The sequence below is a fragment of the Pseudomonas fluorescens genome, from assembly GCF_004683905.1.
Lineage (GTDB): Bacteria > Pseudomonadota > Gammaproteobacteria > Pseudomonadales > Pseudomonadaceae > Aquipseudomonas > Aquipseudomonas putida_A.
The window spans coordinates 3,880,362-3,904,230 of record NZ_CP038438.1 but is presented as its reverse complement, the minus strand read 5'-3'; the positions used below and the strand labels follow the sequence as shown (position 1 = coordinate 3,904,230).

The window sequence follows — 23,869 nt, the reverse complement described above, 5'->3', positions numbered from 1 at the left end:
TTGGCATGAACAGCCTCAACGATTTGCACTCGGCGTCAGTCCTGTATTTCGGCCCTTACGCCTTTCATTTGCGCCAACGGCTGATCCTCGACGGGGATCGGCAACTGCGCATGGGCGGGCGGGCGCTGGACATTCTGCAGGTGCTGGTCGAGCGTGCAGGCCGAGTGGTCAGAAAGGAAGAGTTGATTGCACGGGTCTGGCCCACTTCGGTGGTCGAAGAGATCAATCTTCGCGTCCACATTGCCGCCCTGCGCCGGGCGCTCGGTGACGGTGAGAACGGCCAGCGCTACATCGTCAATGTGCCGCAATGTGGCTACAGCTTCGTTGCTCCGGTGCACGGCGACAATTTCGAGCACGTGGCCCTGGAACACCTGCAAGCGCCACAACACAACTTGCCTGTGCGGCTGACGCCGGTGACCGGTCGCGATTCAGTGGTGGGCTCGATGGTGCGGCAATTGCCACTGTGCCGATTGATGACCGTGACGGGGCCTGCGGGTGTCGGCAAAACCACGGTGGCGTTGCGTGCTGCAGAGTTGCTGTTACAGCATTTTCGCGACGGGGTCTGGCTGGTGGACCTGGCGGTAGTCAACGACGCCACGCCACTGCTCGATTATCTGTTGCACACCCTTGAAACCGATCTCGTCACGCTGGCAGCGCGTCACAGCTTGCTGGTGCTGGATAACTGCGAGCATCTGCGTGAAGCCTGCAAGGCTCTGGTTGAACGTTTACTGGAGGCCGCGCCACGGTTGTCGATTCTTGCGACCAGTCGCGAAGCATTGCAGGCCAGTCTGGAGACCGTGCAAACCCTGCCGCCACTGGCCATTCCCAAGTCCTCAGCGTTGGGCAGTGTCGAAGAGACCATGAGCTATTCGGCCGTGCAATTGTTTGTCAGTCGTGCCCGAGCCCGGCAGCAGGGTTTTACCCTGCGTGAACAGGATCTCAATGCTGTGCGCGACATCTGTCGGCGGCTCGATGGGCTGCCACTGGCGATTGAACTGGCGGCGGCGCACATTGATGCGCTGGCGTTGGTCGGCTTGCAGTCTCAACTCGACAATTGTTTACAGCTGCTCAGCCATGGTCGGCGTACTGCCGTGCCACGCCATCAAACCCTGAAAGCCGCGCTGGACTGGAGCTATCAGCACCTGAGTGAGCAGGAACAGCGGGTGCTGCAACGCCTGTCGGTCTTCAAAACGGCGTTTGCCATTGATGCGGCGATGGGCGTCATCAGTTGCGCGCTATTACCCCCGTCGACGTTGGCCCTGATGATTGATCGGTTGGCGCAGAAGTCTTTGCTGGCGGTGGAGCGGGGCAGTGCCGGGTTGCGCTATCGCATGCTCAACACCACTCGTCGATACGCCCGCGAACAACTGGAACGCAGCGGTGAATCCAACGAGTACGAGCGTCGGCATGCGCGCTTCGTCAGCCGCAGTCGTTGGGTGTCAGGCTCGCAGTTGGCGGCTCAACTCGTCGAGTAACCAGCGCACCTTGCGCAGGTCCGGGGTGGCGTAGCCCTCGGTGAAGCGTTGATAGATCGGGTTCAATAACTCCAGTGCTTCGCGGTAGCGGTTCTGCCGTTGCCACAACTGCGCCAGCGAAGTAGCACTGCGCAGTTCCCAGGCCAGGGCGCCCTGGGTTTGCGCGATCGACAGTGCCTGGAGCAAGACCGTTTCGGCTTGCCGGGTGCTGCTGTCGGGGCAAGCCGATTGTTCAATCAACATGCGATCGGCCCGAGCCCGCAGAATCTCCGCCGTGCTCCAGCCTGCAGCTCCGCTGTGTGCCCGCTCAAGCAACGCATCATCAACAAAGCGGCTGTCCAGGGTCACCATGATTTCTCTGATCAGACCGCTGTCATCGGTCGCTATCGGCACGGCGGCATCGGCGTCGAGGACCTGCGCGTATTGCCGTGCCCAGCGATAGAACAGCAATACGGAATGCTTCTGCGCCTGCTCCAGCAACAGCTGCAGCAAAGCACGGGCGTTTTGCGGGTCACCGTTGTAATGAGCAATCAGGCAACTGGCCAGCGCCAGGGTGTAGCAGATCGAGGTGCCGTGGTTGATTTGCACGGCGATGTCCAGTGCCTGCCTGGCCGTACGCCAGGCCTGTTCAGGGAAACCTTGCAGCCACAACACCCGGGCCAGCACCGTCAGCGAGGCGACGCTCTGGTCGTACTGCACGCCGAAGCCATGGGTGAAGCGGTTGGGGTTGCCGTTTTGCGCCATGCGCTGAATCACTTGCTCGGCATGCAGGCGTGCCTGCTGCTGGTCGCCGGCGTAATGCAGCGCCAACACCCGCAGGCGATGTGTGCTCAGCGACAGCTGCGGGTCGCCGTGCAGGCCGAGTCGATCGAACTGTTCGCTCTGTTCCAGCGCCGACCGATAGTGGCCACAGCTGAGGTTGACCGCCATGTGCCCGGACACCGCACGCAGTTGGCCAGCCACGTCGTCGTACGCTTGCGCCAGCGCATGGGCATCGACGAATGCGGCGATGGTTTCCGGGGTACCACCCCAGGTGTGGTAGCAGGCGCTGCCGAGCGCCAGTTTCAGCGCGATCTTCACCCGAGGGCAAGGTTCGGCAGCGTTTTCCAGCAGGGCCAGCGCCTGACGCACGTAACCGCCGTATTCCTTGAGCAGCGACAACTCTTGCCACAGGGGCGCCGAGGTCGCGGCCAGATAAATCCCCACATCATCGGGGCCTGCACCGTTCAGACTCCAGTCGAGCGCCGCGCGCAGGTCTTCCAGACCGCGTGCGTAGCGTTCGATCCACAGGGCGGTTGAGGTCGTTTCCCAATCGGTCTGCGCCTGATACATCAGCGCCAGACAACGTTCAGCGTGGCGTTCGCGGGTTTCGGCGAGTTCGGCGCCTTGCTCGAGTTTTTCCAGGGCATAGCGGCGCGTGGTGTCGAGCAACCGATAGAACACTTCCTCGTCACCGACTTCGACGTTGAGCAACGATTTGGCGACCAGTTGTGTGATCGAACCGAACACCTCGCCGGGCTGGATCTGCTGTCCACCGATCACCGCAGCGGCGGACTCCAGCGTGAAGCCACCCCGAAACACGCCGAGCCGGCGCAGGCAGGTCTGTTCGCAATCGGTGAGCAGGTTGAAGCTCCAGTCCAGCGTGGCACGCAGCGTCTGATGGCGCTCCACGCTGCTCTGGTTGCCGGCCGCCACTACCGGCAGACGCCCTTGCAGCTGGCTGAGCAAACCCTGCAGGCCGAGTTCTCCAACCTGCGCCGCCGCCAGCTCCAGCGCCAGCGGAATGCCGTCCAGACGCCGACAGATTTCAAGCGCATCGGGCAACTCGGCGTCGCTCAATTCAAAGCCCTCGTGCGCGGCCAGGGCGCGTTCGGCAAACAGTTGCAGTGCCGAAAAACTCAACGCCTGCGCACGATCAAGCACGGCAATAGGCGGCGGGTAATCGAGGGATTCGAGACGTTGCACATACTCGCCTTCGGCACGCAGGCTCTCGCGGCTGGTGGCCAGAATGTGAACCTGCGGCGCACCGCGCAAAATGCTCTCGCTGAGCAGTGCCATGGCGTCGATCAGGTGTTCGCAATTGTCGATTACCAGCAGCATCTGGCGCTCGCGCAGCGCATTGACGAGGTGGGTCAGCGGATCGTTGTCATGCGGCACCACATCCAGCAGGGCCGCCAGGTGCGAGCAGATCATTCGTGCGTCGTTGATCGGCGACAGATCCAGCAGCCGGATACCGTCCCGATAGTGGCCGATCATCTGCTCGGCAACGCGCAGGGCCACGGTGGTTTTGCCGATGCCGCCGGGGCCGACCAGCGTGATGCAGCGCTGGCGTGGCAACTGTCTGATCAGGCTGTCGACCAGCGGCTGGCGGCCGATCATTCGCGTGCGGCGCAGTGGCAGGTTATGCCGGGTGCCGGTCTCTGCGCAGGTGTGCTGTTCGATCGATTGCAGCCTGATCGGTGCGACAAAGCTGTAGCCGCGCTGCGCCACCGTGACGATGTATCTCTGCCCGCCCTGACCATCGCCCAGGGCTTTGCGCAACGCCGCCATGTGCACCCGCAGATTGATGTCTTCGACGACGCTGTCCGGCCACACGCCGGCAATCAGTTGCTGCTTGCTCACGACATCGCCGGCATGCGCCAGCAGGATCAGCAGAATATCCATGGCACGTCGGCCCAGGCGTAACGGCTGCTCGCCTTCAAGCAGCAGCCGTTTGCCGGGCTGAATCCGATAGGGGCCGAAACCGAGGGCCTGATTCGGGGGAAGACTCAACAGCTCACTCCTGCGAAATTTTTATAATCCTGCCCACGGCGTGTGAAGCCTCCGTGAAGGGCAGCGCGGATCAGCGTCAGCGGCACGCAAGCCTTCTAATCCGCAGTTTTGCGGACATATTCCGCAGGTTCTGGCGTCAGTGCAACGTGCAGATTGCCGGCAATGCTCGAAAGTGATGCAGCGATCGGCATTTTTGCTCGCTGCAATGTTCAGACCAGCGCTTTGTCTCGCGGACAATTAACAACGATTAACTCGTCTGTGTTCGCTTCAACCCCAAAAATCCGCTGAATCAAGCCTGGCCTCAGGCCAGGACCTGATGGCTGCAATGGAGTGCACCTGAGCGGAGGGCGGCGCAATGAGCAACGTGGTGGTGGTCTATCACAGCGGCTATGGCCACACTCGCGTCATGGCAGAAGCCGTGGCGCAGGGCGTCGAACGGCACTTGGGCAGTACCTGTCGGTTGGTGGCGGTAGAAGAAGTCGAGTTCTATTGGGATGAGTTGCACCGCGCCGACGCGATCATTTTCGGTGCGCCGACTTACATGGGCAGCGCGTCGGCGGGCTTCAAGCATTTCATGGAGGCCAGCGCGGCGTTCTATCTGGCAAAACCATGGCGCAACAAGGTTGCCGCCGGGTTCACCAATTCCGGAAGCCTGTGCGGCGACAAGCTCAATACATTGCTGCAAATGGCGGTGTTCGCCGCGCAGCATTCGATGATCTGGGTGGGTCTCGACCTGCTCCCGGCGCGCTCGGTGGCGGGCTGCTTCGATGGACAGTTGAATCGTCTGGGCAGCGCGCTCGGGGCCATGTCCCAATCCAATGTCGAACAGCCCCCCGAGCAGGCGCCGCCGCTCGAAGACCGGCGTACGGCGGCACACCTGGGCGAGCGGGTGGCGCAAGTAGCGCAGCGGTTGAGGCAGCAATGAAGCGCAGGGAAATGAGCTTGGCGCGCGGCAGCGTCTAGACCGCCAGGCGTATGCCGACAGGCGCGGCCGACGCTGGTGGCTTTTCGGGCTTCATGCCCGGCACCTCACGACACCGCCAGGCGAAAGGGCTGATCCCTTCGCTGCGGGTGAAGATATGGCAGAAATGTGCCTGATCGCAGAAGCCACATTCCAGGCTGATCTGCGTCAGGCTCAAGTGGGTGAGCCGGATCAACTGCTTGGCGCGAGCGATGCGCTGGGTGCGGATCCAGTCCTGTGGCGAGAGTCCGGTACTGCATTTGAACGCCCGGGAAAAATGACTGCGTGACAACGAACAGGCCTCTGCCAGTTCGGTGACTTCCAGGCTTTCACCCAGGCGATCGAGGATCAACTGTTTGGCCCGCCGTTCGCGTTGCGGACTGAGGCCGCCGATGCGCGGTGTGCAAGATTCGCTGGAGGGGGCGAGGGCGACTGTTTGTTGTAAGTGAGCCATGGCCAATGTCCGTGTCGGGGGGCAACGCACGCTCGGCACGTTTCCCTCTGGTCAAAAAAACAATGTTTCGCAGAGGGTTTCATTGTTGGACGGGGCCGGAAGACTGACGAGTTAAACGTTGTTAATTGCGCCGCAAAACGTTGAACTCAGCACCTCGCTGCAAGTCGTCGCCATCGACAAACACTTCCAATGGGTGCCGGTGAAATACGGCCCATACAAACGTGCGGCCAGCGTACCGTTGATCAAGTAAAGTACGGCGCTATCGCACCCGACTGAACACGACTTCTCAAGCAAGGAACTCGAGCCCATGAACCGTAACGATCTGCGTCGCGTCGACATGAACCTGTTGGTGATTTTCGAAGCGCTGATGTTCGAAAAGAACCTGACCCGCGTCGCTGAAAAACTGTTCATGGGCCAACCGGCGGTCAGTGCGGCGCTGGGTCGTTTGCGCGACCTGTTCGATGATCCTTTGCTGCTGCGCAACGGTCGCAGCATGGAGCCGACCGCCCGCGCGCTGGCGATTCTGCAGGAGCTGCAACCGGCGATGGATGTGATCTCCGGCGCGGTCAGCCGGGCCAAGGAATTCGACCCGGCGAGCAGTTGCGACGTGTTCCGCATCGGCCTGTCGGACGACGCCGAGTTCGGTCTGTTTCCGCCGCTGCTGCGACAGCTTCAGCAGGAAGCACCGGGGATTGTCGTGGTGGTGCGCCGTGCCAATTATCTGTTGATGCCGGCGCTGCTGGCGTCCGGGGAAATCTCGGTCGGCGTCAGTTACACCACCGATCTGCCGGCCAACGCCAAGCGCAAGAAACTGCGCGACATTCCCTGCAAAGTGCTACGCGGCGATGATCGCCCGGGGCCGCTGACGCTGGACGAATACTGCGAGCGCCCGCACGCAATGGTGTCGTTCTCCGGCGACCTGAGCGGCAACATTGACCTGGACCTGGCCAAGGTTGGCCGGCGTCGGCGCGTGGTGCTCGGCGTGCCGCAGTTCAGCGGTTTGCGTGCGTTGCTCGCCGGCACTGAAATGATTGCTACCGTGCCGGACTATGCCGCGTGCGCGCTGGTCGAAGGCTGCGCCTTGCGCGCCGAAGATCCACCGTTCCCGATCGACGCCGCACAGCTCTCGATGGCCTGGAGCGGGGTGCACGACAACGACCCGGCCGAGCGCTGGCTGCGTTCGCGGATCAGCCAGTTCATGGCGGCGCCGCTGGATATCCCGCATTCCTGACGCGCCAAATTTCCCTGTGGGAGCGGGCTTGCTCGCGAAAGCGGTGTGTCATTCAACAATGATGCTGGCTGACCGGACGCCACTGTCGGATCGCCGCCCGCACCAGGCTCGCTCGCACAGGAATCCGACTCGCCTGAAAGAGAGCACATCCATTCAATTTTCCCTCGCCCGCACCGAGCATGATTCAACCCGATAAGGATTAAAGGGTAGGGTCATGAGCGCATCACAACACGATGAACAGGCACAGGATGTCGGTCTGCTGTTTCTGCGGGTCAGCGGCGGGCTGTTCCTGCTGTGGGTCCACGGTTTGCCCAAGCTGCTGGACTTCAACGCGCAATTGCAGCAGATCGAAGACCCGTTCCACCTCGGTGCGCACCTCACACTCTGCCTGGCGATTTTCGCTGAAGTCCTCTGCCCGCTACTGATCGTCGCCGGGGTGCTGGCGCGATTGGCCTGCTTGCCTATTCTTTTTGTTCTGCTGGTGGCGCTGCTGGTCGTGCATCCGCAATGGAGTGTGGCCGAGGGGCAATTCGGCTGGTTGCTGTTGATCCTGTTCGCCACTGTGTTTATCGCCGGGCCGGGACGCCTGGCGCTCAATGTTCGTCTGCCCGGAGTGCTGCGTTATGCCTGAAGCCCTGAGTCCAAAAGCACCGGGGGTCGGTGAAACGGTGACCCTGATCGTCAAGCACCGGGTCAAGGCCGGTTTTGAACAGCCTTACGAGGCGTGGTTGCGCAACATCGTCCGGGTCGCCGGGCAGCGCGACGGTCACCTCGGGGTCGACGTGGTGCGCGGCAAACTGGCCGGTCTCGACACCTACACCTGCGTCCTGCGCTTTTCCTCCACCGAGGCCATGCAGATGTGGCTGGAATCGCCGCAGCGTCAGGCGCTGGTGGATGAGGCGGCGCCGATGCTCGCCGATGGCGACCAGACTGAAGTCGCACCGGTCAACGAATTCTGGTTCGCGCCGCTGGCCGATGCCGCGAAGCCGCCGCCGCGCTGGAAGCAAGCGGTGATCACCCTGCTGGTGATTCTGCCGCACACGCTGCTGGTGCCGCTGATCTGGGGGCCGCTGCTCAAGCTGCATCCGCTGCTTTCCAACTACGTGGTCGCCACGTTCCTGATCACCCTGACCATCGTCCTGTCGGTGGTGTACGTGTTCATGCCCCGCGTGACCCGGTTGTTCGCGCCGTGGCTGGAAGCCGGTCAGGCCCATGCTCACGTCGAGCCGGCGAAACAGCCGTCACGCTGACACCCATTCATCTACTCGAAAGGAACTGCGATGAACGCCGATCTGATTCTGTTCAATGGCCAATTTCATACCGTAGACCGCAGCAAGCCGCTGGCCAGTGCCGTGGCGATCAAGGACGGCCGCTTTGTCGTCGTTGGCAACGACACCCAGGCCATGGCCCTGCGTGGTTCGGCCACGCAAGTGATCGACATGCACGGGCGCTGCGTGATCCCCGGTCTCAACGACTCGCACCTGCACCTGATCCGTGGCGGCCTCAACTACAACCTCGAACTGCGTTGGGAAGGCGTGCCGTCGCTGGCCGATGCGCTGCGCATGCTCAAGGAGCAGGCCGACCGTACGCCGACCCCGCAATGGGTGCGCGTGGTGGGTGGCTGGAACGAATTCCAGTTCGCCGAAAAACGCATGCCGACCCTCGAAGAACTCAACCAGGCGGCACCGGACACCCCGGTATTCGTTCTGCACCTGTACGACCGCGCGCTGCTCAACCGTGCCGCACTGCGGGTTGCCGGTTACACCCGCGACACGCCGAACCCACCGGGTGGCGAGATCGTCCGCGATGCCAATGGCAATCCGACCGGGATGCTGGTGGCAAAACCCAACGCGATGATTCTGTACTCGACGCTGGCCAAGGGGCCGAAGCTGCCGCTGGAATATCAGGTCAACTCGACCCGGCAGTTCATGCGCGAACTCAATCGCCTCGGCCTGACCAGCGCGATCGATGCCGGCGGTGGTTTCCAGAACTATCCAGATGACTATCAGGTGATTGAGCAACTGGCCAAGGATGATCAGTTGACCGTGCGCATCGCCTACAACCTGTTCACCCAGAAGCCCAAAGAAGAGCTGACCGATTTCCAGAACTGGACCGGCAGCGTCAAGTTGCACCAGGGCGACGATTACCTGCGGCACAACGGCGCCGGCGAGATGCTGGTGTTCTCCGCGGCCGACTTCGAAGACTTCCTCGAACCGCGTCCGGACCTACCGCAGACCATGGAACAGGAGCTGGAACCGGTGGTGCGCCATCTGGTCGAGCAGCGCTGGCCGTTCCGCTTGCACGCCACGTACAACGAATCAATCAGCCGCATGCTCGACGTGTTCGAGAAGGTCAATCGTGACATTCCGTTCAACGGTCTGCCGTGGTTCTTCGACCACGCGGAAACCATCACCCCGCAGAACATCGAGCGGGTGCGGGCGCTGGGCGGCGGCATCGCGATTCAGGATCGCATGGCGTTCCAGGGTGAATACTTCGTCGACCGTTACGGCGCGAAAGCCGCCGAAGCCACGCCGCCGATCAAACGCATGCTCGCCGAAGGCATACCGGTCGGCGCCGGCACCGATGCCACCCGGGTATCCAGCTACAACCCGTGGACCTCGCTGTACTGGATGGTCAGCGGTCGCACCGTCGGCGGTCTGGCCTTGTACGAAGAAGGTCTGCCACGCACTACCGCACTGGAACTGTTCACCCACGGCAGCGCCTGGTTCTCGTCGGAACAGGGCAAGAAGGGCCAGATCAAGGTCGGGCAACTGGCGGATCTGGCGGCGCTGAGCGCGGACTTCTTCCACGTCGAGGAAGAAGCGATCAAGTGGATCGAGTCGGTATTGACCGTGGTCGGCGGAAAGATCGTTTACGCCGCCGGCGATTTCGAAGACCTCGGCCCACGCTCGATCCCCGTGCTGCCGGACTGGTCGCCGGTGGTCAAGGTGCCGGGCCACTGGCGCCCGAACTCGCCTTTGCAGGCGCAAGTGCACCAGTGCGTCGGTGCTTGCGCAGTGCACGCGCACAGCCATGAAAAAGCCCGACTGTCGAACGCACCGGTCAGCGACTTCGCCGGTTTCTGGGGCGCGTTCGGCTGTTCCTGTTTCGCTTTCTGATCACTACAAAAAAGCGCCGGCCATCCGGTCGGCGCCTCACGCAACAACCATCCACCGAGGAGTTTCCCATGAGCGTTCCCTACAAGCGTCTGAACAAAGATGATGCGGTCGTGCTGCTGGTCGACCACCAGACCGGTCTGATCTCGCTGGTACAGGATTTCACCCCCAACGAGTTCAAGAACAACGTGCTGGCACTGGGCGACATCGCCAAGTTCTTCAAGCTGCCGACCATCCTCACCACCAGTTTCGATGCCGGCCCGAACGGCCCGATCGTGCCTGAGTTGCGCGAGCAATTCCCCGATGCACCGTTCATTCAGCGCCCTGGCCAGATCAATGCCTGGGACAACGAAGACTTCGTCAAAGCGATCAAGGCCACCGGCCGCAAGCAACTGATCATCGCCGGTGTGGTGACGGACGTCTGCGTAGCATTCCCGACCCTGTCGGCCATTGCTGAAGGTTTCGAAGTGTTCGTGGTCACCGATTCTTCCGGCACCTTCAACACCACCGTGCAACAAGCCGCGTGGGCGCGCATGTCGGCCGCCGGTGCACACCTGCTGAACTGGTTCTCGGTAGCGTGCGAGCTGCAAGGTGACTGGCGCAACGACATGGAAGGCCTGGCGCATCTGCTGTCCGAACGCCTGCCGAACTATCGCAACCTGATCAACAGCTACACCAAGTTCACGGCCAAGTGATGCCTGAAGCCCCTCACCCTAGCCCTCTCCCAGAGGGAGAGGGGACTGACCGAGGGGTTTGTTCGCGATACGCCGACCTGCAATACCGAGCCGATCTCCGAAATTGAAGTACACGGAGATCGGCTCCCTTTCCCCTCGTTTGGGGGAGAGGGGACTGACCGAGGGGTTTGTTCGCGATACGCCGACCTGCAATACCGAGCCGATCTCCGAAATTGAAGTACACGGAGATCGGCTCCCTTTCCCCCTCGCCCCCTTGGGGGAGAGGGTTGGGGTGAGGGGGGCTCTTGATCTTGCTCTCGCATCAGCGCTTTTGCAGCCAACCTAAAAAACCACCCTTGCGCACCGCCACCGGTTTGGCCATCAACGCCAGCCGGCTGTTCTGCTGTCGCACCGCCTGCAATTTGTTCAGCGCCTGGCCGACTTCGCTGCGCTGCTCCATGCATTGGCGGGTCAGCGCTTTGTCGAGGCGATAGATGATGCTCGACGTCAGCGCGGTGAACGTGGCTTGCGACGGGGTATCGGCGAGGATGCTCTGTTCGCCCATGACCTCACTCGGCCCCATGCGTCCAGCCTCGGTCTGGCCGTTGCCATCGGGCACGGTTGCACTGACCACACCAGTGGCGATGACAAACAGACTGTCGGGCACTTCATCCAGCCCCAGCACCACCTGACCGGCCGCGTATTGCTGCGCGACCATCGATTCGGCGAGGCGATCACGTTCCTCATGGCTCAGCGAGCGGAAAACTTTCACTTCATCGAGCAACGCCCGGGCGCGGGTCGAGGGCTCGATCACGCCATCGGGATGGCGGGAAATTCCTGCGGCTTCGAGATGTCGATGGGCGAGGTCGAACAGTTGATTGCGCACTTCGCCTTTCTTGCTCAGTTCACTGATGAAGCCGCTGGCGACGTACTCCGACATCTCCTCGCCGGCCTCTTTCAACACGGCTTTGGGTGGCGGATTGAGCAGCAGACTGCTGCTGCCCTGCAGCGTGCGGTCGAGGGCGTCGAGCACCCGCCGCGGGCGAATGTGATTCGGCACCTTGATGCTGATCGACACCCCGTGCAGGTTGGTCGGGCGACTGAGATTGACGATCTTCGCCTTGGCCGCCACCGAGTTCGGCACCACCGCCAGGGTGCCGCTGCTGGTCAACAGATGCGTGGCGCGCCAGTCGATGTCGATGACCTTGCCCTCGACACCGTCGATCACCACGAAATCGTCGACCTGATACGGCTTGGTGGTGTTGAGCACGATCCCCGAGAACACGTCGCTCAAGGTGCTTTGCAACGCCAGACCGACGACGATCGCCACTACGCCGGAGGTCGCCAGCAAGCCCTTGACTGGCAGTTCCAGCACATAGCCGGCGGCCGCGACGATCGCTGCCAGAAACACCAGCGCACCGATCACGTCCTGCAACAGCCGACCGCTGTGGCCGATGCGCCGCATCAGCGCCAGACCGATCACCTCGGTGAGCACCCGCGCGGCGTACAGCCACCAGACAATCCCCAACGCCGTTGCGCCCAGTTGCATCACCCGGTCATCGGCGAACAGCGGCGCCTGCAACGGGCTGATCTCGGCGTTGATGATCAGTGCGCTGAACGCCAGAAACAGCGCCAGGCGAATGCCGACTCTCGGTGCCCGATGCTGAAACGGCGCGAGGTGCCAGAGCAACGTGTCGAGGAGCAGCAGGGCGGCGCTCCAGGACAGTGGGTGAGTGAGGAGGATGGACATGGCGATCTCCGGAACTGCATGAACGTTGGTGTAGAAGAAGCTTTTGTGGTGAGGGGATTCATCCCCGATGGACTGCGCAGCAGTCCCCTGCCTTTCTGGTTAGCGGCGGGGTCGCTTCGCAACCCATCGGGGATGAATCCCCTCACCACAAGGGTTCCTGCAGACAAAAAACTCGCCACACCGTCAGGTGTGGCGAGTGAGGGGGGCTCAGTTCAGATGTGTTTTCAGCTCAGCCGCGGCCTGCCGCACGGCCGCTTTCACTTCGGGAATCTGACTCAGCGGATTGAGCAAGCCAAAGTCATGAATCATCCCGTTGTAACGCACCGACGTCACCGGCACACCGGCCGCATCCAGATGCCGCGCGTAGCCTTCGCCTTCATCACGCAACACGTCGAATTCGGCGGTCTGCACCAGCGCGGCGGGCAGGCCCTTGAGCTGTTCGGCGCTGGCGTTCAGTGGCGAGGCGTGGATCTGTGCGCGCTCGGCCGGGTTGGTGGTGTAGTTGTCCCAGAACCATTGCATCATGCCCTTGGTGAGGAAGTGGCCCTCGGCGAATTGCTGGTACGAACCGTCGTCGAACTGCGCGTTGGTCACCGGCCACATCAGCAGCTGGAAGCGCAGGGCCGGGGTTTGCTGTTCCTTGGCCATCAGCGCCACGACCGCCGCCATGTTGCCGCCGACGCTGTTGCCGGCCACCGCCAGACGCTTGCCGTCGACGCCAATGTCCTTGCCATGCTCAGCCACCCATTTGGTCGCCGCATAGGCCTGGTTGATCGCTGTCGGGTACTGCGCTTCCGGCGACGGCGTGTAATCGACGTAGACCGCGACCGCTCCAGAGCCGACCACCAGATCGCGAATCAAGCGTTGGTGCGTCGGGTAATCGCCCAACACCCAACCGCCGCCGTGGAAGAACATGAACACCGGCAATTCACCTTTGACCTTGGCCGGCCGCACCACTTTGAGGTTGATCGTCTGGCCATCGACCTTGATTGCCTTGTCACTGACTTCAACTCCGGACAGATCAACCTTCACCGAGGCCTGAGCGCCGGTCAGCACTGCACGGGCATCCTTCGGGCTGAGTTGCTCCAGCGGTTTGCCGCCGCCGGCGGCGAGGGCTTCGAGAAACGCCTGGGTGTTGTGTTCGACACCCGGGCTACCGGCAGCGAACGCGTTGCCGATGGACAGGGCGAGGAGGGATGCGGTCAGGGTTTTTTTGATGTTCATGCTCAATTCCATTTTCGAAAGTTATTGGTGTTGTGTCGGGCTGTTTTCAAACCGTGAGCACAGATTAATGAGCTGTCGAAAAGTGAAAAAGCGGCTATAAAGCGTTTGACTGTCTACCAGAGAGTGACAATGAACCCGTTCGAAGACATGCGTATTTTTTGCCAGGTCATGGACTCCGGCAGTTTCACTGCTGCGGCCGATCAGTTGGGCCTGTCCAAGCAGTTCGTCAGCCGCCGTTTGATGCAGCTCGAAGAGCGCCTCGGTGTGCGGCTGTTGAACCGTTCCACCCGACGCCTCGACGTCACGCCACTGGGCCAGAGCTACTACGAATCGGCGCTGCGTCTGCTGGGCGAAGTGGAACAGGTCGAGCAGGGCATCGCCGGGCAGACTGCCGAGCCGCGCGGGACCATTCGCGTCAGTGCACCGCTGTCGTTTGCCGTGGCGCATCTGGGCTGTCTGCTGCCACTGTTTCTTCAGCGCTATCGCGATGTCACCGTGGAGGTGGATTTGAGCGACCGCCCGGTGGACCTGCTTGGCGAAGGTTATGACCTGGCGCTGCGCATTGGTGTGCTGGAAGACTCGACGTTGATTGCGCGGCGCATCGCCGCCATCGAACGGGTGTACTGCGCCAGCCCGGCATATCTGGCCGAACGTGGCACGCCGCTCAATCCCGAAGACCTGCACAGCCACGACTGCCTGCCGTACGGCCACGGTCGTTCGGTGCAGTGGCGCTTCAACGCGGGGCAGGGCAAGCCGCTGCTGGTCAACGTCACCGGACGCATGCGGGTGAACAATGGCGAGCTGCTGAGGGACGCGGCGGTGCAGGGGATGGGGATTACTTATCTGCCGACGTTCATCGTCGGCGCGGCGCTGAAGGACGGGCGGCTGATGCCAGTGCTCGACGACTACCGCCCCGAACCGCTGACCCTGTCGGCGGTGTATCCGCAGCACCGCCAGGCTTCGCGCCCGGTGCAGGCACTGGTCGAATTCCTGCGCGAACGCCTCAACCAGATGTGACCACGCCAAAAGTGTGGGAGCGGGCTTGCTCGCGAAGAGGTCGTGTCAGTCGATGAAGATGTTGGCCGGACCGACGTCTTCGCGAGCAAGCCCGCTCCCACAGGTTTTGTGACGTGTGCAAATCTTGCGTTCTATCTGAAATCTTGTGGGAGCTTTTTGCAGCGATGAGGTCCGGTCGCAAAAATCTCTACGAAGCCGCCGCATTACCCCTGTGGGAGCGGGCTTGCTCGCGAAAGCGGTGGTTCAGGCAATGAAGATGTTGGCTGGGCCGACGCCTTCGCGAGCAAGCTCGCTCCCACAGTGGAACGGCGGTGTGGCTTACAAAGTCGCAACAACCGTATTGATCGGGCTGTTCTAGACTCGGGTCCGCTCAATCACGAGCATCGCCCGGAGTGCGCCATGGAAGTGCCCAACAATAAAACCGCCATCGACAGCAATCGACAGGCGTGGAACGATTCTGCTCGTCATCACCGTGAGTCGGCGGAATGGCAAGCGCTGTTGAACGAGGTGTCAAAGGCTGATTTTTCTTGCCTCGACGACACCTTGCGTGGCGTGCTGGAACAGGTCGGCGTCGATGGCAAAGCGCTGATTCAACTCGGTTGCAACAACGGCCGCGAAAGCCTGTCGCTGTTTGCCCTCGGCGCGCGCAGTGTGGTCGGCGTCGATCAATCGGAGGCGTTTCTCGAACAGGCCCGCGAGCTGAATCAGCGCTCGCCGTACAATGCCGAATTCATCGAAAGCGATATCCATCACCTGCCGGCCGCGCTGCACAGCCGCTTCGACGTGGCGCTGATCACCATCGGCGTGCTGAACTGGATGCCCGACATCGGCGAGTTCTTTCGCCACGTGGCGTTGACCCTGAAGCCGGGCGGCAAACTGGTGATCTACGAAACCCATCCGTTTCTGGAAATGGTCGACCCCGACGCCGAAGACCCGTACCGCCTCGCCAGCTCCTACTTTCGCGCCGAGCCATTCGTGCAGGAAGAACCGATCGTCTACGTCGGCAAGGTCGAACAGCAGGCTGCCAAGTCATACTGGTTCGTGCACACCCTCGGCGCGATCTTCAGCGGCGCCATCGCGGCCGGGCTGAACATCGCGCATTTCAAGGAGTATGCGCACTCGAATCGGGAGGAGGTGTATGACCAGTATCTGAATTGCGAGGCGCAGATGCCGTTGTGCTTCACCTTGGTCGCTCGCAAAACCTGAGAATTTGTTGCTCCATCTGGCCTCATCGTGAGCAGGCTTACTCCTACACGTGATCGGTGTCGTACACAAATCCACTGTAGGAGCGAGCCTGCTCGCGATGGCGGCCGAATGGCCGCCATGCCTTTTACAACCGAATCAAGCCTGCGCCGCCGCACTCACCGCCGGCCGCTCCGGTTTGCGCAGGGGTTCCAGGCGTGAGCCTTGATAGCGGCTTTCGCGGTAGAAGCGCCAGCGGCCGAACAGGCCGTAAACGTGGGTGATGCGCCCTTGTTCGTGGTAGCCCATGCGGATGTGCAGTTTCATTGCCGGAATGTTGCGCGTTTCGCAGGTGTCCACGACGGTATGACAGCCCTGGGCGGCCATGGCTTCCCAGAGGGCGACTTGCACGTCTACCGACAGGCTGGTGCCGAAATACGGGCGGGCCATTTCGCCGCCGAATTCGAAGAACTCGCCGGGTTTGACCGGGAACCAGCAGCCGTAATAGTGGCGGTCGTGGTAATCGCGAATGCTGCCCCAGATGAATGCCACCGCGTGGCCGTCGGCATCGAGGTACATGTGCCCGGTGTGACCTTCAGCGGCGAGTTCGGCCATGGTTTCCACGCGGTCACCGAAATGCTTGGCGAACGCCCCGGTGTTGTGCGGTGTGATATCGATTTTGCGCACTCCCTCGTATGGCCGCAGCTTGTGTGGCGGCACCGGGGTCACCAGATCGCGCTCCATCCACAGCAGTTCCCAGTGGAAGAACACGTAGCGCTTCCACAGACTGGCGAAGAAGTTACGAAAGCCTTTTTGACGAATCCGGTCACGCAGTTTTCCGATGAAGTTCATGTTGCCCTCCGTGGCCGAAGCCCGGTGTGGTGGATGTTGCTGTTGTGGGGATGAATCAATCGAGTGCCGCGGCACCGCGTAAAAAATCCTTGTGCAGATCGGCATAGGACACCCGTGGCACACCCGGCAGCCGCTGCTCCAGCACGTGGCTCAGGGATTCTCCGGGATTGAGGTAGGCATCACCGAAATCGCTGCCAAGCTGATTCGGGTGGGCAACGACTTCCAGCACGCCGTCGCTCGGCGCGGGGTCGTTACGCAGATCCACCGGCGTGCACACATAGTCCGCCGTGGCTCCGGCCAGACTCTGCAAGCGCCAGTTGAGCAAACCTTTGAATATGCGTTTCGGCAGACTGAGGTTCTGCCCCAGGTTGCGCGCCAGGCGAATCGGCACGCCTTGATGGGCAGCAAAGCGCGCGACGATTTCGCCGATCGGCCAGATGTTGTGCACGTGCTGATGCGAGTCGATATGGCTCGGCCGTACGCCGTGTTCGACGCAGCGCTGCCACTGCGCCTGCAACTCTTCCCGCACCGCGTCGCGATCTTCGCGACTGAGCCAAAAGCTGTGCCGTGGCAGGCTCAGGTTGAACACGCCGTGGCCGTCGCAGAAGGTGCGACTGCGCAGGATTGAGGTACTCAGCGGCCGCCCGTAGGTCAGGTTGAAATGCAATCCGACCCGACCTTGCAGCGACGGATGCCGGGCCATTGCGCAGGCCGCTTCGAAGGCCGGCATGTTGGCCATGGCCGTGGCCGAGCTGATGACCCCGGCCTGAAACGCGGCGAAGATCGTCGCGTTTTCGTTCGGGCTCAACCCGAAATCGTCAGCGTTGACTATGACTTGGCGAGGCATGATCGCCCTCCGTGGTGATGACGACAGGTGTGGGCGCCGATGCCGGTCTGGCCGCACGTCGCGCGCGCCATTGCTGCACCGTCGGTTTCAAGCGCTGCCAGAGCCGCAATCCCAGCCCCAGCAACATCCCGCTGGGGCGCCAGGAATAGAAACTCCAGCGCCAGTGTTCCAGTTGTCCAGTCATGCGTTCGTGCAGTTGGTGGCTGGAGTTTTCCAGACTGACCCGCGAGGCATCGATCCAGCGCCAATGCTCGTCCAGCCCCCAGCGAATCCATTCCTCCAGCAGCACCCGGCCGCTGCCCAGATCGGCGTATTGCGGCAGGAACGCGAGGTTGTAATCGAAGAGTCGGCCCTGCTCCAGCAAGCCGAGGCGATAGCTGATGCAACGCCCGTTGAGTTCCAGCGTCACCACCCGTACCAGGCCCTGGCCGGCGAGGGCGGTGAAGGCGCGTTCGATCCATTGCCGACTGCGCTCGCTGGCAAAGATGCCCACGCCTTCGTCGCCTTTCCAGCTCACCGCTTCGACTTCGCTGATCGCCCGCAACAGCGGACCCATGCTCAGCGCGTCGGGGCAGATGCGTCGCACCTGGGCGCCACACGCGGCAATCCGTTTGCGCGCCCGCCGCAGCTTGTAGCGCGGGTCGCCGGAGACCTCCTGGTGATCCGCGTCGCTGATCAGATGCACCGGCACCCGGCAACTGAGGCGGCGTTCGCCCGCAGAACTGTGGGCCATCCATTCGGTCAGGGCGCTTTCCTCACCCGCCGGCTCGGACAATTCGTTGAGTTGCAGCAGGGCGTGCGGCAGCTGTCGGCGGATCAGGTGCAAGGCTTCGCGCATGTCTTCGCCCTTGAGCAATGACAGCAGCGCCAGCCGGTCCGCCAGCGGATATCCCAAGTGGTGCAGTACACGAAACGGCACGCCGGCAAAGCGCTCACGGCCCGCTACCAGCGGCAGGCACAGGCGCAATTCGTCCGCTTCCCAACCGAGCAGGATGTGCAGGCGCTCACCCGCGCCCAGTGCCTGCTCCGCCGCGCACAACCAGCCCAGGTGGTTGAACGGCGTGTGATCCGTCACCTGCAGGCGCAGCGCTTCATAGGCGGCTGCCGGGAAGTCGGCGGCGCACAGTGAAGTGCGCCATTCGAATCGCGCCGTCATAGGCTCAGACCGCCGTGGCTGTGACAGGTGGGCGGGACGGTTTGCGCAGCGCATCCAGTCGCGAACCGCTGTAGCGGGTTTCGCGGTAGAAGTGCCAGCGACCGAACAGGGTGTAGACGTTCATGATCCGGCCTTGCTCGGTGTAACCCATGCGCAGATGCAGTTTCAGCGCCGGGACGTTGTGGAATTCGCAGACGTCCACCACCTTGTCGCAGCCCTGGGCCGCCATGGCTTTCCACAGTTCCAGTTGCAGGTCCACCGAGAGTTCGCTGCCCCAGTAGGCACGGGTCAGCTCGCCACCGAATTCGAAGAACTCGCCGGGTTTCACCGGGAACAGGCAGCCGTAGTAATGCCGGTCGAAGTAGTCCCGTGCGCTGCCCCAGATGAACGCCACGGCATCGCCCTGATCGTCCAGGTGCATGTGCCCGGTGTGGCCTTCGTTGGCCAGCTCGGCCATGGTCCCGACGCGGTCGCCGAAGTAGCGGGCGAAGGCGCTGGCGTTGTCGGCGGTGATCTTCACCACCCGCAGCGGCGGATACGGTTTGAGGCTGTGCGGTGGCACCGGACTGACCAGATCGCGCTCCATCCACAGCAGCTCCTGATGGAAAAACACGTAGTGCTTCCACGCCTTGGCGAGGGTGGCGCGCAGGCCTTTTTGTTTGATGTGCTGGCTGAGTTTGCTGACGGTACCCATGTTCTGTACTCCGGCGTTCCGGCAGGGCGAACAACTGTGGCGAGGGGCTCTGTGGCGAGGGGATTTATCCCCGATGGGCTGCGAAGCGGCCCCGCATTTACAGGCTAAAAGCGACGACTGCTGCGCAGCCGATCGGGGATAAATCCCCTCGCCACAAAAACTCCCTACCCACAAATCTTTGTTCGCTTTACCTTTTCTGATATTCGGAATTGGGTTCATGACGCGCTCCAGCTCAGGGCGAACAGGGTTTCCCCTGGCAAGTCGAAGCTGACGCGTCCGTCGCGGCAGGCGAATGGCGCGTCGCGGCTGCGGTTGTCCGCGCCGAAGTAACGCAACGCACCGTTGTTCAGCGGGCACTTGGCGCCACTCAGGTCAACACGCTGCAAACGCGTGCCCTTGTTCACACCGAGCAGACCCCGCTGCTCGTCGCCGGCCATCGCCAGCACATCGACTTCAAAGCCATCGTTCTCCAGCCACAGCACCTGGTGCAGCCAATGCTGCGCGATGAACTGCTGGGCCAGACCCACCGGTTTCAGCTCAAAACGCTCAGCGCCCAAAACCCGGATCATGCCCTTGGGATACTGCGGTTCATCGGCGGCCTGAAACCAGTTGAGCATGCTCAGCAAACCGTCCTGCGAAGCGTTGATCACCACCGACGCCCACCACAGCGAGGCGTAGTGCGTCTCCTGATCGTAGGGGCTGAGGCTGGAACCGCTGGACATATTGGTCTGATCCAGCAGCAAGGCCTTGCGCGGTTGGCCGCGAGCGTCGAGGCCGACCAGTTCGGCGGCGCGGTGCACGCTGTCGCGGTAGACCCGGGTGGCGAGCAGGTCGCGGATCATCCACTCGTGCCACGCCAGTGCGTCGATCTGCTCGGCGGACTCACCGAGCAAACGTCGCGCCCAGTCGATGCCGCGCTTGTCTGCCGCGTTATCGGCGAACGGCCCGTTGACCAGCCGTGAGCTGGCCGGCATGGCGATGCGCACGCCAGCCTTGGCATTCGCCGGATCGCTGCGCACCTGTCTGGCCATGCTGGTGAAAATCGCCCGGTATTGCTCGAAGCTCGAATAGTTGAGGTTCGGCTCATCGGCAAAACCGATGTAGTGCGTGCCTTTGCCGCCCAAGGCGCGGGTGCCGGCCAGCCATGCATCGAGGCCGCCATTGCTTTGCACGTCGGCGCGCAGATCGGCCTGACGCTGGCTGCCGGCGAGCAGGGTGATGTCCTGACGGATGCCGAAGCGCTCCTGATAAGCCTGGCGGAACGCGTCTTCGAAGTGCGGATTCTTCGCCGTGACATCGACAAAACTGTAGTAACTGGCAGCGGTCGGTTTCAGCGCATCCAGCACCGCGTGACTACTGGCGGGTGGCATTACGTAGGGCAGGGCGATGCCCAGATCCGGCGTGCGCCCGAGGATTTTGTCGTGCAGGGTCAGGTGGATCTGGCCGGTCTCTTCGCGCACGGGTTTGAGTTGCTGCGGAGTCTGCGCAAACCGATTGGCCGTGCCGTCGAGCCAGAACGCCGCTTTGCCGCTGCCTTGCAGGCGCAGGCGCCAGACCTGTTCGCGCTCGCTGACCGGCAACGCCAGTTGATCGAACTGCCAATAGGCGCGATAGGGTTTCAGTGTCAGTGTCAGTGTCAGTGTCAGCGTCAGTGACTGATCATCGCCCACCCGCTGCGTCTGCAACGCATTGACCCCGCCATGGAACTTGCCGGCGAGCACCGCGTGTTCCCCCGGCGCGACCTTGAAATACAACTCGTCGCCGTTCTGCGTCTGCGCGCTGAAATGCACCTTGGCCGGTTCGAACAGCGCCACGGTGTGCTCGTCGTGTTCGACCCGGTAATTGCGGAAGCTGTAGCCGGGAATTTCCAGGCGATAACTGGCGGCACCCGGCAGCAACGCCCAGTTCTGGGTGCCGCGGGTTTCGCTGGCCTTGATCACGCGCTCGCCCTGCAATTTGCCCTGGCCGTCGAGCAGGTACAGATGCTCTTCGTTGGCCTCGGCCTGCCACGCGGGTGTCCAGCGCACGGTCACGGTGTCCGGACGGTCGGTTTGCAGGTACAGGCTGCCGTCGCGGATCTCGCCCCAGCGCATCGACGCGGCAAAGGCGTCCAGCGACAGGCCGAGACCGAGCAGCAGGACCAGGCCTTTCATGCGGCCTTCCGGTGCAACATCTGCCACATCGGCGCGATGTCACTGGGCAGGATGATCAAAGTTTGCCAGAACGCCACGCCGCTCAAACGGCAGTACAACACCAGCATCGCCACGGTGACGGCCAGATAGGCAATCGATGAAGCCGCCGCTGCGCCAACGATGCCGTAGGCCGGAATCAACACCAGGTTCAGCGCCAGATTGAGCAGGGCGCCGAGGCCCATCAGCAGCGACACCGTGCCTGGGCGGTTTTTCCCCAGCAGGTCCAGACGCAGGATGCTCGCGTAGCATAGGCCGAGCAGCCCCGGCAGCAAGGCGAGCAGCGCCGGATACGCCGGTTGGTAGGCGATGCCGAACAGGGTGACGATCAGCCAGTTGCCGATCACTGCCATGCTCAGGCACGCGCCGAGCATCACCGTGGCGGTCAGGCGCAGGGCCAGCGGAGTGACCTTGTCCATGCCTTCGTCCTGTTGTAGCAGGCGTTTCATCAGCGGCGTGGTCACCGCTTCCGGAACGATCAGCAGCAGTTCGGCGGCGGCGCTGGCCATCGCGTAATGACCCAGCGCGGTGCTGCCGAGCAGGGCGCCGATGAACAGGTAGTCCGAGCGCAGAATCACTTGCTGGAACAGCAGGTCCGGATGGCTGCGCGCGCTGTAGCGCAGCAGTTCGTTCTGGCTGGCGCGATCCCATTGCAACTGCAGCGGTTGCGCGCGTTTGAGCCAGACCCAACCGGCCAGCACCACCAGGCTGATCCCGGCCAGCCAACTGATTAGCGCCGCTTCCAGTGCCGCGCTTTTCCACATCCAGAACAGCGCGAGAAACAGCAGCAGCGGCGCCAGCGATTCGGTCAGGCGCAAGGCGTTGAACGCGACCACGCCGCCGGAGGCGTTGTGCAGGGTCAGCAGGCCACTTTTCAGCACGGTCAGCGGCACCGCCAGCAGCAACAGCCAGGCCAGCAGACCAAGCTGCACGGTGACATCCAGTTCACTGCCGAACTCACGGACCAGCGCCACCACCAGCAGGGTCAGCAGACCCGCGAGCAAGCAACCGAACACCAGCACCTGACTCAGCAGCAGGCCCATCGGTCGTTGTTTGGCGGCTTGATAACCGACGGCTGAATTCAGCCCGCCACTGGTGGCGGCGCTGATCAGGTCGGGCAAAGTGCTGAGCAGCGCGAACAACCCGCGCTCACTCGGCCCTAGGATCCGCGCCAGCAACACGTTACGCAGCAGGCGCAAGGCGATCATCGCCAGTTTGGTGCCCATGCTCAGCGCCAGATGCTTGAGGTAATGGCTGCGGCTCATGGCCGGTTGCCACGAAAGATGCGCCACGAAAGCAGCTCAGGATTGCGCGCAGTACGCTGGCTGACACCGAAACGCGGCAGGTTCAGCGGATCGCCTTCACCGCGATAGATGCCGGTGCCGGTGCCCAGGGCGAACGGATAATCGTGCGCAGCAATCTGCTTGCGCACGCGATCGTCGTTGTTGCCGTTGGGGTAGCAATACACCGGCAACGGCCGGTTGCAGCCATTGTTCAGGGCGTCGCGGCTGCGGCTGATTTCTTCGCTCAGGCGCACATCGTCCAGTTCAGTGAGGATCGCGTGGCTGGCGCCGTGCGGGCCGAAACGCACCAGCCCCGAAGCCTCCAGCGCGCGTACCTGATGCCAGTCCAGCGCTTGCGGCTGCGCTTCGGGCGGGCATTCGTCGGTCAGGCGTTCGAGCATCGCCGGTTCAAGGGTTTTCAGGCTTTGCAGGTAATGCAGCAGCGACAGGCTGCGGCGATCGACGTCGATGTCATCCACCAGCACCGGCACCGGGTGGTGGATTACGTGCAGGCATTCGATCAGATGCATGCGGGCCTTTTCGCCGTGGCTGCCCCACAGGGTTTCGCCAAGGCTTTCCCACCAGAAGCGCTGACGGCTGCCGATGAAATCGGTGGAGAGAAAAATGCTCGCTGGCACCTGATGTTTTTGCAGCAACGGGAACGCATTGACCGCGTTGTCGCGCCAGCCATCGTCGAAGGTCAGCGCCACCCGTGGGCGTTCGCTGCGCAATGCGGTGGGCGTGAGGATGTCCATCAGCGGCACGCAATCGAAGTGCCGGCGCAGCCACACCAGCAGGTGCTCGAACGCCTTGGGCCCGACACACAGCTCATTGCGGTGCGGCAAGTCGGCGGCGCGGTCGTTGGCCAGCACCCGATGCAGCATCAGAATCACCCCGGCGCCGTGCAACTGGTTTCGTCCCACGGGCGAGTTGAGGTAAAGCCAGCCACTGGTGCGTTTTATTAATTGTTTGATCGCCATGGCTTCGGTCCT

The 23,869-nt window shown here is 62.4% G+C and carries 21 protein-coding genes; 10 read left to right on the top strand and 11 right to left on the bottom strand.

Features of this window, described 5'->3' with window-relative positions:
- Positions 1–5 precede the first annotated feature (5 nt).
- Positions 6–1,475: an ATP-binding protein gene (locus E4T63_RS17865; RefSeq protein WP_027611584.1), complete on the top strand. Its 1,470-nt coding sequence runs from the start codon at positions 6–8 to the stop codon at positions 1,473–1,475.
- Here the strand turns inward: E4T63_RS17865 and E4T63_RS17860 are convergent.
- Positions 1,440–4,247, bottom strand: coding sequence for an ATP-binding protein (locus tag E4T63_RS17860; protein WP_135296180.1), 2,808 nt, complete (start codon positions 4,245–4,247; stop codon positions 1,440–1,442). The two genes, E4T63_RS17865 and E4T63_RS17860, sit on opposite strands and share 36 nt — an antisense overlap.
- 355 nt (positions 4,248–4,602) lie before the next feature.
- Between E4T63_RS17860 and E4T63_RS17855 the strand changes: the two genes are divergently transcribed.
- On the top strand, positions 4,603–5,172 hold the full coding sequence (locus tag E4T63_RS17855; RefSeq protein ID WP_027611586.1) for a flavodoxin family protein: 570 nt from the start codon (positions 4,603–4,605) through the stop codon (positions 5,170–5,172).
- Positions 5,173–5,206: 34 nt separating this feature from the next.
- On the opposite strand, the gene E4T63_RS17850 is transcribed toward E4T63_RS17855, so the two are convergent.
- A complete protein-coding gene (locus tag E4T63_RS17850) occupies positions 5,207–5,662 on the bottom strand; it encodes a helix-turn-helix domain-containing protein (RefSeq protein WP_135296179.1) in 456 nt (151 codons plus the stop codon).
- Between the two features lie 118 nt (positions 5,663–5,780).
- Between E4T63_RS17850 and E4T63_RS28825 the strand changes: the two genes are divergently transcribed.
- From E4T63_RS28825 to ycaC, 6 genes are all read left to right on the top strand, one after another.
- Positions 5,781–5,912, top strand: a complete 132-nt coding sequence (locus E4T63_RS28825; RefSeq protein ID WP_263399141.1) for a hypothetical protein — start codon at positions 5,781–5,783, stop codon at positions 5,910–5,912.
- A 57-nt stretch (positions 5,913–5,969) separates the two neighbouring features.
- Positions 5,970–6,893 (top strand): LysR family transcriptional regulator, encoded by a 924-nt coding sequence (locus E4T63_RS17845; RefSeq protein WP_027611588.1) that lies wholly within the window; start codon positions 5,970–5,972, stop codon positions 6,891–6,893.
- A gap of 214 nt (positions 6,894–7,107) precedes the next feature.
- Positions 7,108–7,524 carry a DoxX family protein gene (locus E4T63_RS17840; RefSeq protein WP_098964597.1) on the top strand — a complete coding sequence of 139 codons (417 nt, stop codon included), beginning with the start codon at positions 7,108–7,110 and terminating at the stop codon, positions 7,522–7,524.
- Positions 7,517–8,143 (top strand): antibiotic biosynthesis monooxygenase, encoded by a 627-nt coding sequence (locus E4T63_RS17835; RefSeq protein WP_135296178.1) that lies wholly within the window; start codon positions 7,517–7,519, stop codon positions 8,141–8,143. The genes E4T63_RS17840 and E4T63_RS17835 overlap by 8 nt, the downstream gene beginning before the upstream one ends.
- Before the next feature lie 30 nt (positions 8,144–8,173).
- Positions 8,174–10,012 carry an amidohydrolase gene (locus E4T63_RS17830; RefSeq protein ID WP_103367640.1) on the top strand — a complete coding sequence of 613 codons (1,839 nt, stop codon included), beginning with the start codon at positions 8,174–8,176 and terminating at the stop codon, positions 10,010–10,012.
- Positions 10,013–10,080: 68 nt separating this feature from the next.
- Positions 10,081–10,704, top strand: coding sequence for an isochorismate family cysteine hydrolase YcaC (ycaC, locus tag E4T63_RS17825; protein WP_007961287.1), 624 nt, complete (start codon positions 10,081–10,083; stop codon positions 10,702–10,704).
- Positions 10,705–11,005: 301 nt separating this feature from the next.
- On the opposite strand, the gene E4T63_RS17820 is transcribed toward ycaC, so the two are convergent.
- Both E4T63_RS17820 and E4T63_RS17815 read right to left on the bottom strand, forming a co-directional pair.
- Positions 11,006–12,433, bottom strand: coding sequence for a mechanosensitive ion channel family protein (locus E4T63_RS17820; RefSeq protein WP_135296177.1), 1,428 nt, complete (start codon positions 12,431–12,433; stop codon positions 11,006–11,008).
- 207 nt (positions 12,434–12,640) lie between these two features.
- Positions 12,641–13,657 (bottom strand): alpha/beta hydrolase, encoded by a 1,017-nt coding sequence (locus E4T63_RS17815; RefSeq protein ID WP_135296176.1) that lies wholly within the window; start codon positions 13,655–13,657, stop codon positions 12,641–12,643.
- Between the two features lie 129 nt (positions 13,658–13,786).
- Here E4T63_RS17815 and E4T63_RS17810 point away from each other — a divergent pair, with 129 nt between their 5' ends.
- Together E4T63_RS17810 and E4T63_RS17795 are read left to right on the top strand one after the other, a co-directional pair.
- The gene (locus E4T63_RS17810) at positions 13,787–14,674 is read left to right on the top strand and encodes a LysR family transcriptional regulator (RefSeq protein WP_096796201.1); all 888 of its coding nucleotides are present in this window, start codon (positions 13,787–13,789) and stop codon (positions 14,672–14,674) included.
- A gap of 399 nt (positions 14,675–15,073) precedes the next feature.
- Complete coding sequence (locus E4T63_RS17795; RefSeq protein ID WP_135296175.1) at positions 15,074–15,880, top strand: class I SAM-dependent methyltransferase; 807 nt, start codon at positions 15,074–15,076, stop codon at positions 15,878–15,880.
- A gap of 135 nt (positions 15,881–16,015) precedes the next feature.
- Here E4T63_RS17795 and E4T63_RS17790 read toward each other — a convergent pair whose 3' ends face one another.
- The 7 genes from E4T63_RS17790 to E4T63_RS17760 all read right to left on the bottom strand — a co-directional run bounded on the left by E4T63_RS17790 (position 16,016) and on the right by E4T63_RS17760 (position 23,857).
- A complete protein-coding gene (locus E4T63_RS17790) occupies positions 16,016–16,708 on the bottom strand; it encodes a GNAT family N-acetyltransferase (RefSeq protein WP_135296174.1) in 693 nt (230 codons plus the stop codon).
- Between the two features lie 55 nt (positions 16,709–16,763).
- Entirely contained in the window at positions 16,764–17,555 is a 792-nt protein-coding gene (locus E4T63_RS17785) for a ChbG/HpnK family deacetylase (RefSeq protein ID WP_135296173.1), read from the bottom strand.
- Positions 17,527–18,711 carry a GNAT family N-acetyltransferase gene (locus E4T63_RS17780; RefSeq protein WP_135296172.1) on the bottom strand — a complete coding sequence of 395 codons (1,185 nt, stop codon included), beginning with the start codon at positions 18,709–18,711 and terminating at the stop codon, positions 17,527–17,529. The genes E4T63_RS17785 and E4T63_RS17780 overlap by 29 nt, the downstream gene beginning before the upstream one ends.
- Positions 18,712–18,715: 4 nt before the next feature.
- Positions 18,716–19,405: a GNAT family N-acetyltransferase gene (locus E4T63_RS17775; RefSeq protein ID WP_134786787.1), complete on the bottom strand. Its 690-nt coding sequence runs from the start codon at positions 19,403–19,405 to the stop codon at positions 18,716–18,718.
- A 215-nt stretch (positions 19,406–19,620) separates the two neighbouring features.
- The gene (locus tag E4T63_RS17770) at positions 19,621–21,558 is read right to left on the bottom strand and encodes a hypothetical protein (protein ID WP_135296171.1); all 1,938 of its coding nucleotides are present in this window, start codon (positions 21,556–21,558) and stop codon (positions 19,621–19,623) included.
- The gene (locus E4T63_RS17765; RefSeq protein WP_135296944.1) at positions 21,555–22,859 is read right to left on the bottom strand and encodes a lipopolysaccharide biosynthesis protein; all 1,305 of its coding nucleotides are present in this window, start codon (positions 22,857–22,859) and stop codon (positions 21,555–21,557) included. The genes E4T63_RS17770 and E4T63_RS17765 overlap by 4 nt, the downstream gene beginning before the upstream one ends.
- A complete protein-coding gene (locus E4T63_RS17760; RefSeq protein ID WP_135296170.1) occupies positions 22,856–23,857 on the bottom strand; it encodes a polysaccharide deacetylase family protein in 1,002 nt (333 codons plus the stop codon). Before E4T63_RS17760 ends, E4T63_RS17765 begins: the two co-directional genes overlap by 4 nt.
- Positions 23,858–23,869 lie beyond the last annotated feature (12 nt).

Coding starts and splice junctions, on each gene's coding strand:
- E4T63_RS17865 (WP_027611584.1), top strand. CDS start 6: ATGAACAGCCTCAACGATTTGCACTCGGCGTCAGTCCTGTATTTCGGC.
- E4T63_RS17855 (WP_027611586.1), top strand. CDS start 4,603: ATGAGCAACGTGGTGGTGGTCTATCACAGCGGCTATGGCCACACTCGC.
- E4T63_RS17850 (WP_135296179.1), bottom strand. CDS start 5,662: ATGGCTCACTTACAACAAACAGTCGCCCTCGCCCCCTCCAGCGAATCT.
- E4T63_RS17845 (WP_027611588.1), top strand. CDS start 5,970: ATGAACCGTAACGATCTGCGTCGCGTCGACATGAACCTGTTGGTGATT.
- E4T63_RS17840 (WP_098964597.1), top strand. CDS start 7,108: ATGAGCGCATCACAACACGATGAACAGGCACAGGATGTCGGTCTGCTG.
- E4T63_RS17835 (WP_135296178.1), top strand. CDS start 7,517: ATGCCTGAAGCCCTGAGTCCAAAAGCACCGGGGGTCGGTGAAACGGTG.
- E4T63_RS17830 (WP_103367640.1), top strand. CDS start 8,174: ATGAACGCCGATCTGATTCTGTTCAATGGCCAATTTCATACCGTAGAC.
- ycaC (WP_007961287.1), top strand. CDS start 10,081: ATGAGCGTTCCCTACAAGCGTCTGAACAAAGATGATGCGGTCGTGCTG.
- E4T63_RS17820 (WP_135296177.1), bottom strand. CDS start 12,433: ATGTCCATCCTCCTCACTCACCCACTGTCCTGGAGCGCCGCCCTGCTG.
- E4T63_RS17815 (WP_135296176.1), bottom strand. CDS start 13,657: ATGAACATCAAAAAAACCCTGACCGCATCCCTCCTCGCCCTGTCCATC.
- E4T63_RS17810 (WP_096796201.1), top strand. CDS start 13,787: ATGAACCCGTTCGAAGACATGCGTATTTTTTGCCAGGTCATGGACTCC.
- E4T63_RS17795 (WP_135296175.1), top strand. CDS start 15,074: ATGGAAGTGCCCAACAATAAAACCGCCATCGACAGCAATCGACAGGCG.
- E4T63_RS17790 (WP_135296174.1), bottom strand. CDS start 16,708: ATGAACTTCATCGGAAAACTGCGTGACCGGATTCGTCAAAAAGGCTTT.
- E4T63_RS17785 (WP_135296173.1), bottom strand. CDS start 17,555: ATGCCTCGCCAAGTCATAGTCAACGCTGACGATTTCGGGTTGAGCCCG.
- E4T63_RS17780 (WP_135296172.1), bottom strand. CDS start 18,711: ATGACGGCGCGATTCGAATGGCGCACTTCACTGTGCGCCGCCGACTTC.
- E4T63_RS17775 (WP_134786787.1), bottom strand. CDS start 19,405: ATGGGTACCGTCAGCAAACTCAGCCAGCACATCAAACAAAAAGGCCTG.
- E4T63_RS17770 (WP_135296171.1), bottom strand. CDS start 21,558: ATGAAAGGCCTGGTCCTGCTGCTCGGTCTCGGCCTGTCGCTGGACGCC.
- E4T63_RS17765 (WP_135296944.1), bottom strand. CDS start 22,859: ATGAGCCGCAGCCATTACCTCAAGCATCTGGCGCTGAGCATGGGCACC.
- E4T63_RS17760 (WP_135296170.1), bottom strand. CDS start 23,857: ATGGCGATCAAACAATTAATAAAACGCACCAGTGGCTGGCTTTACCTC.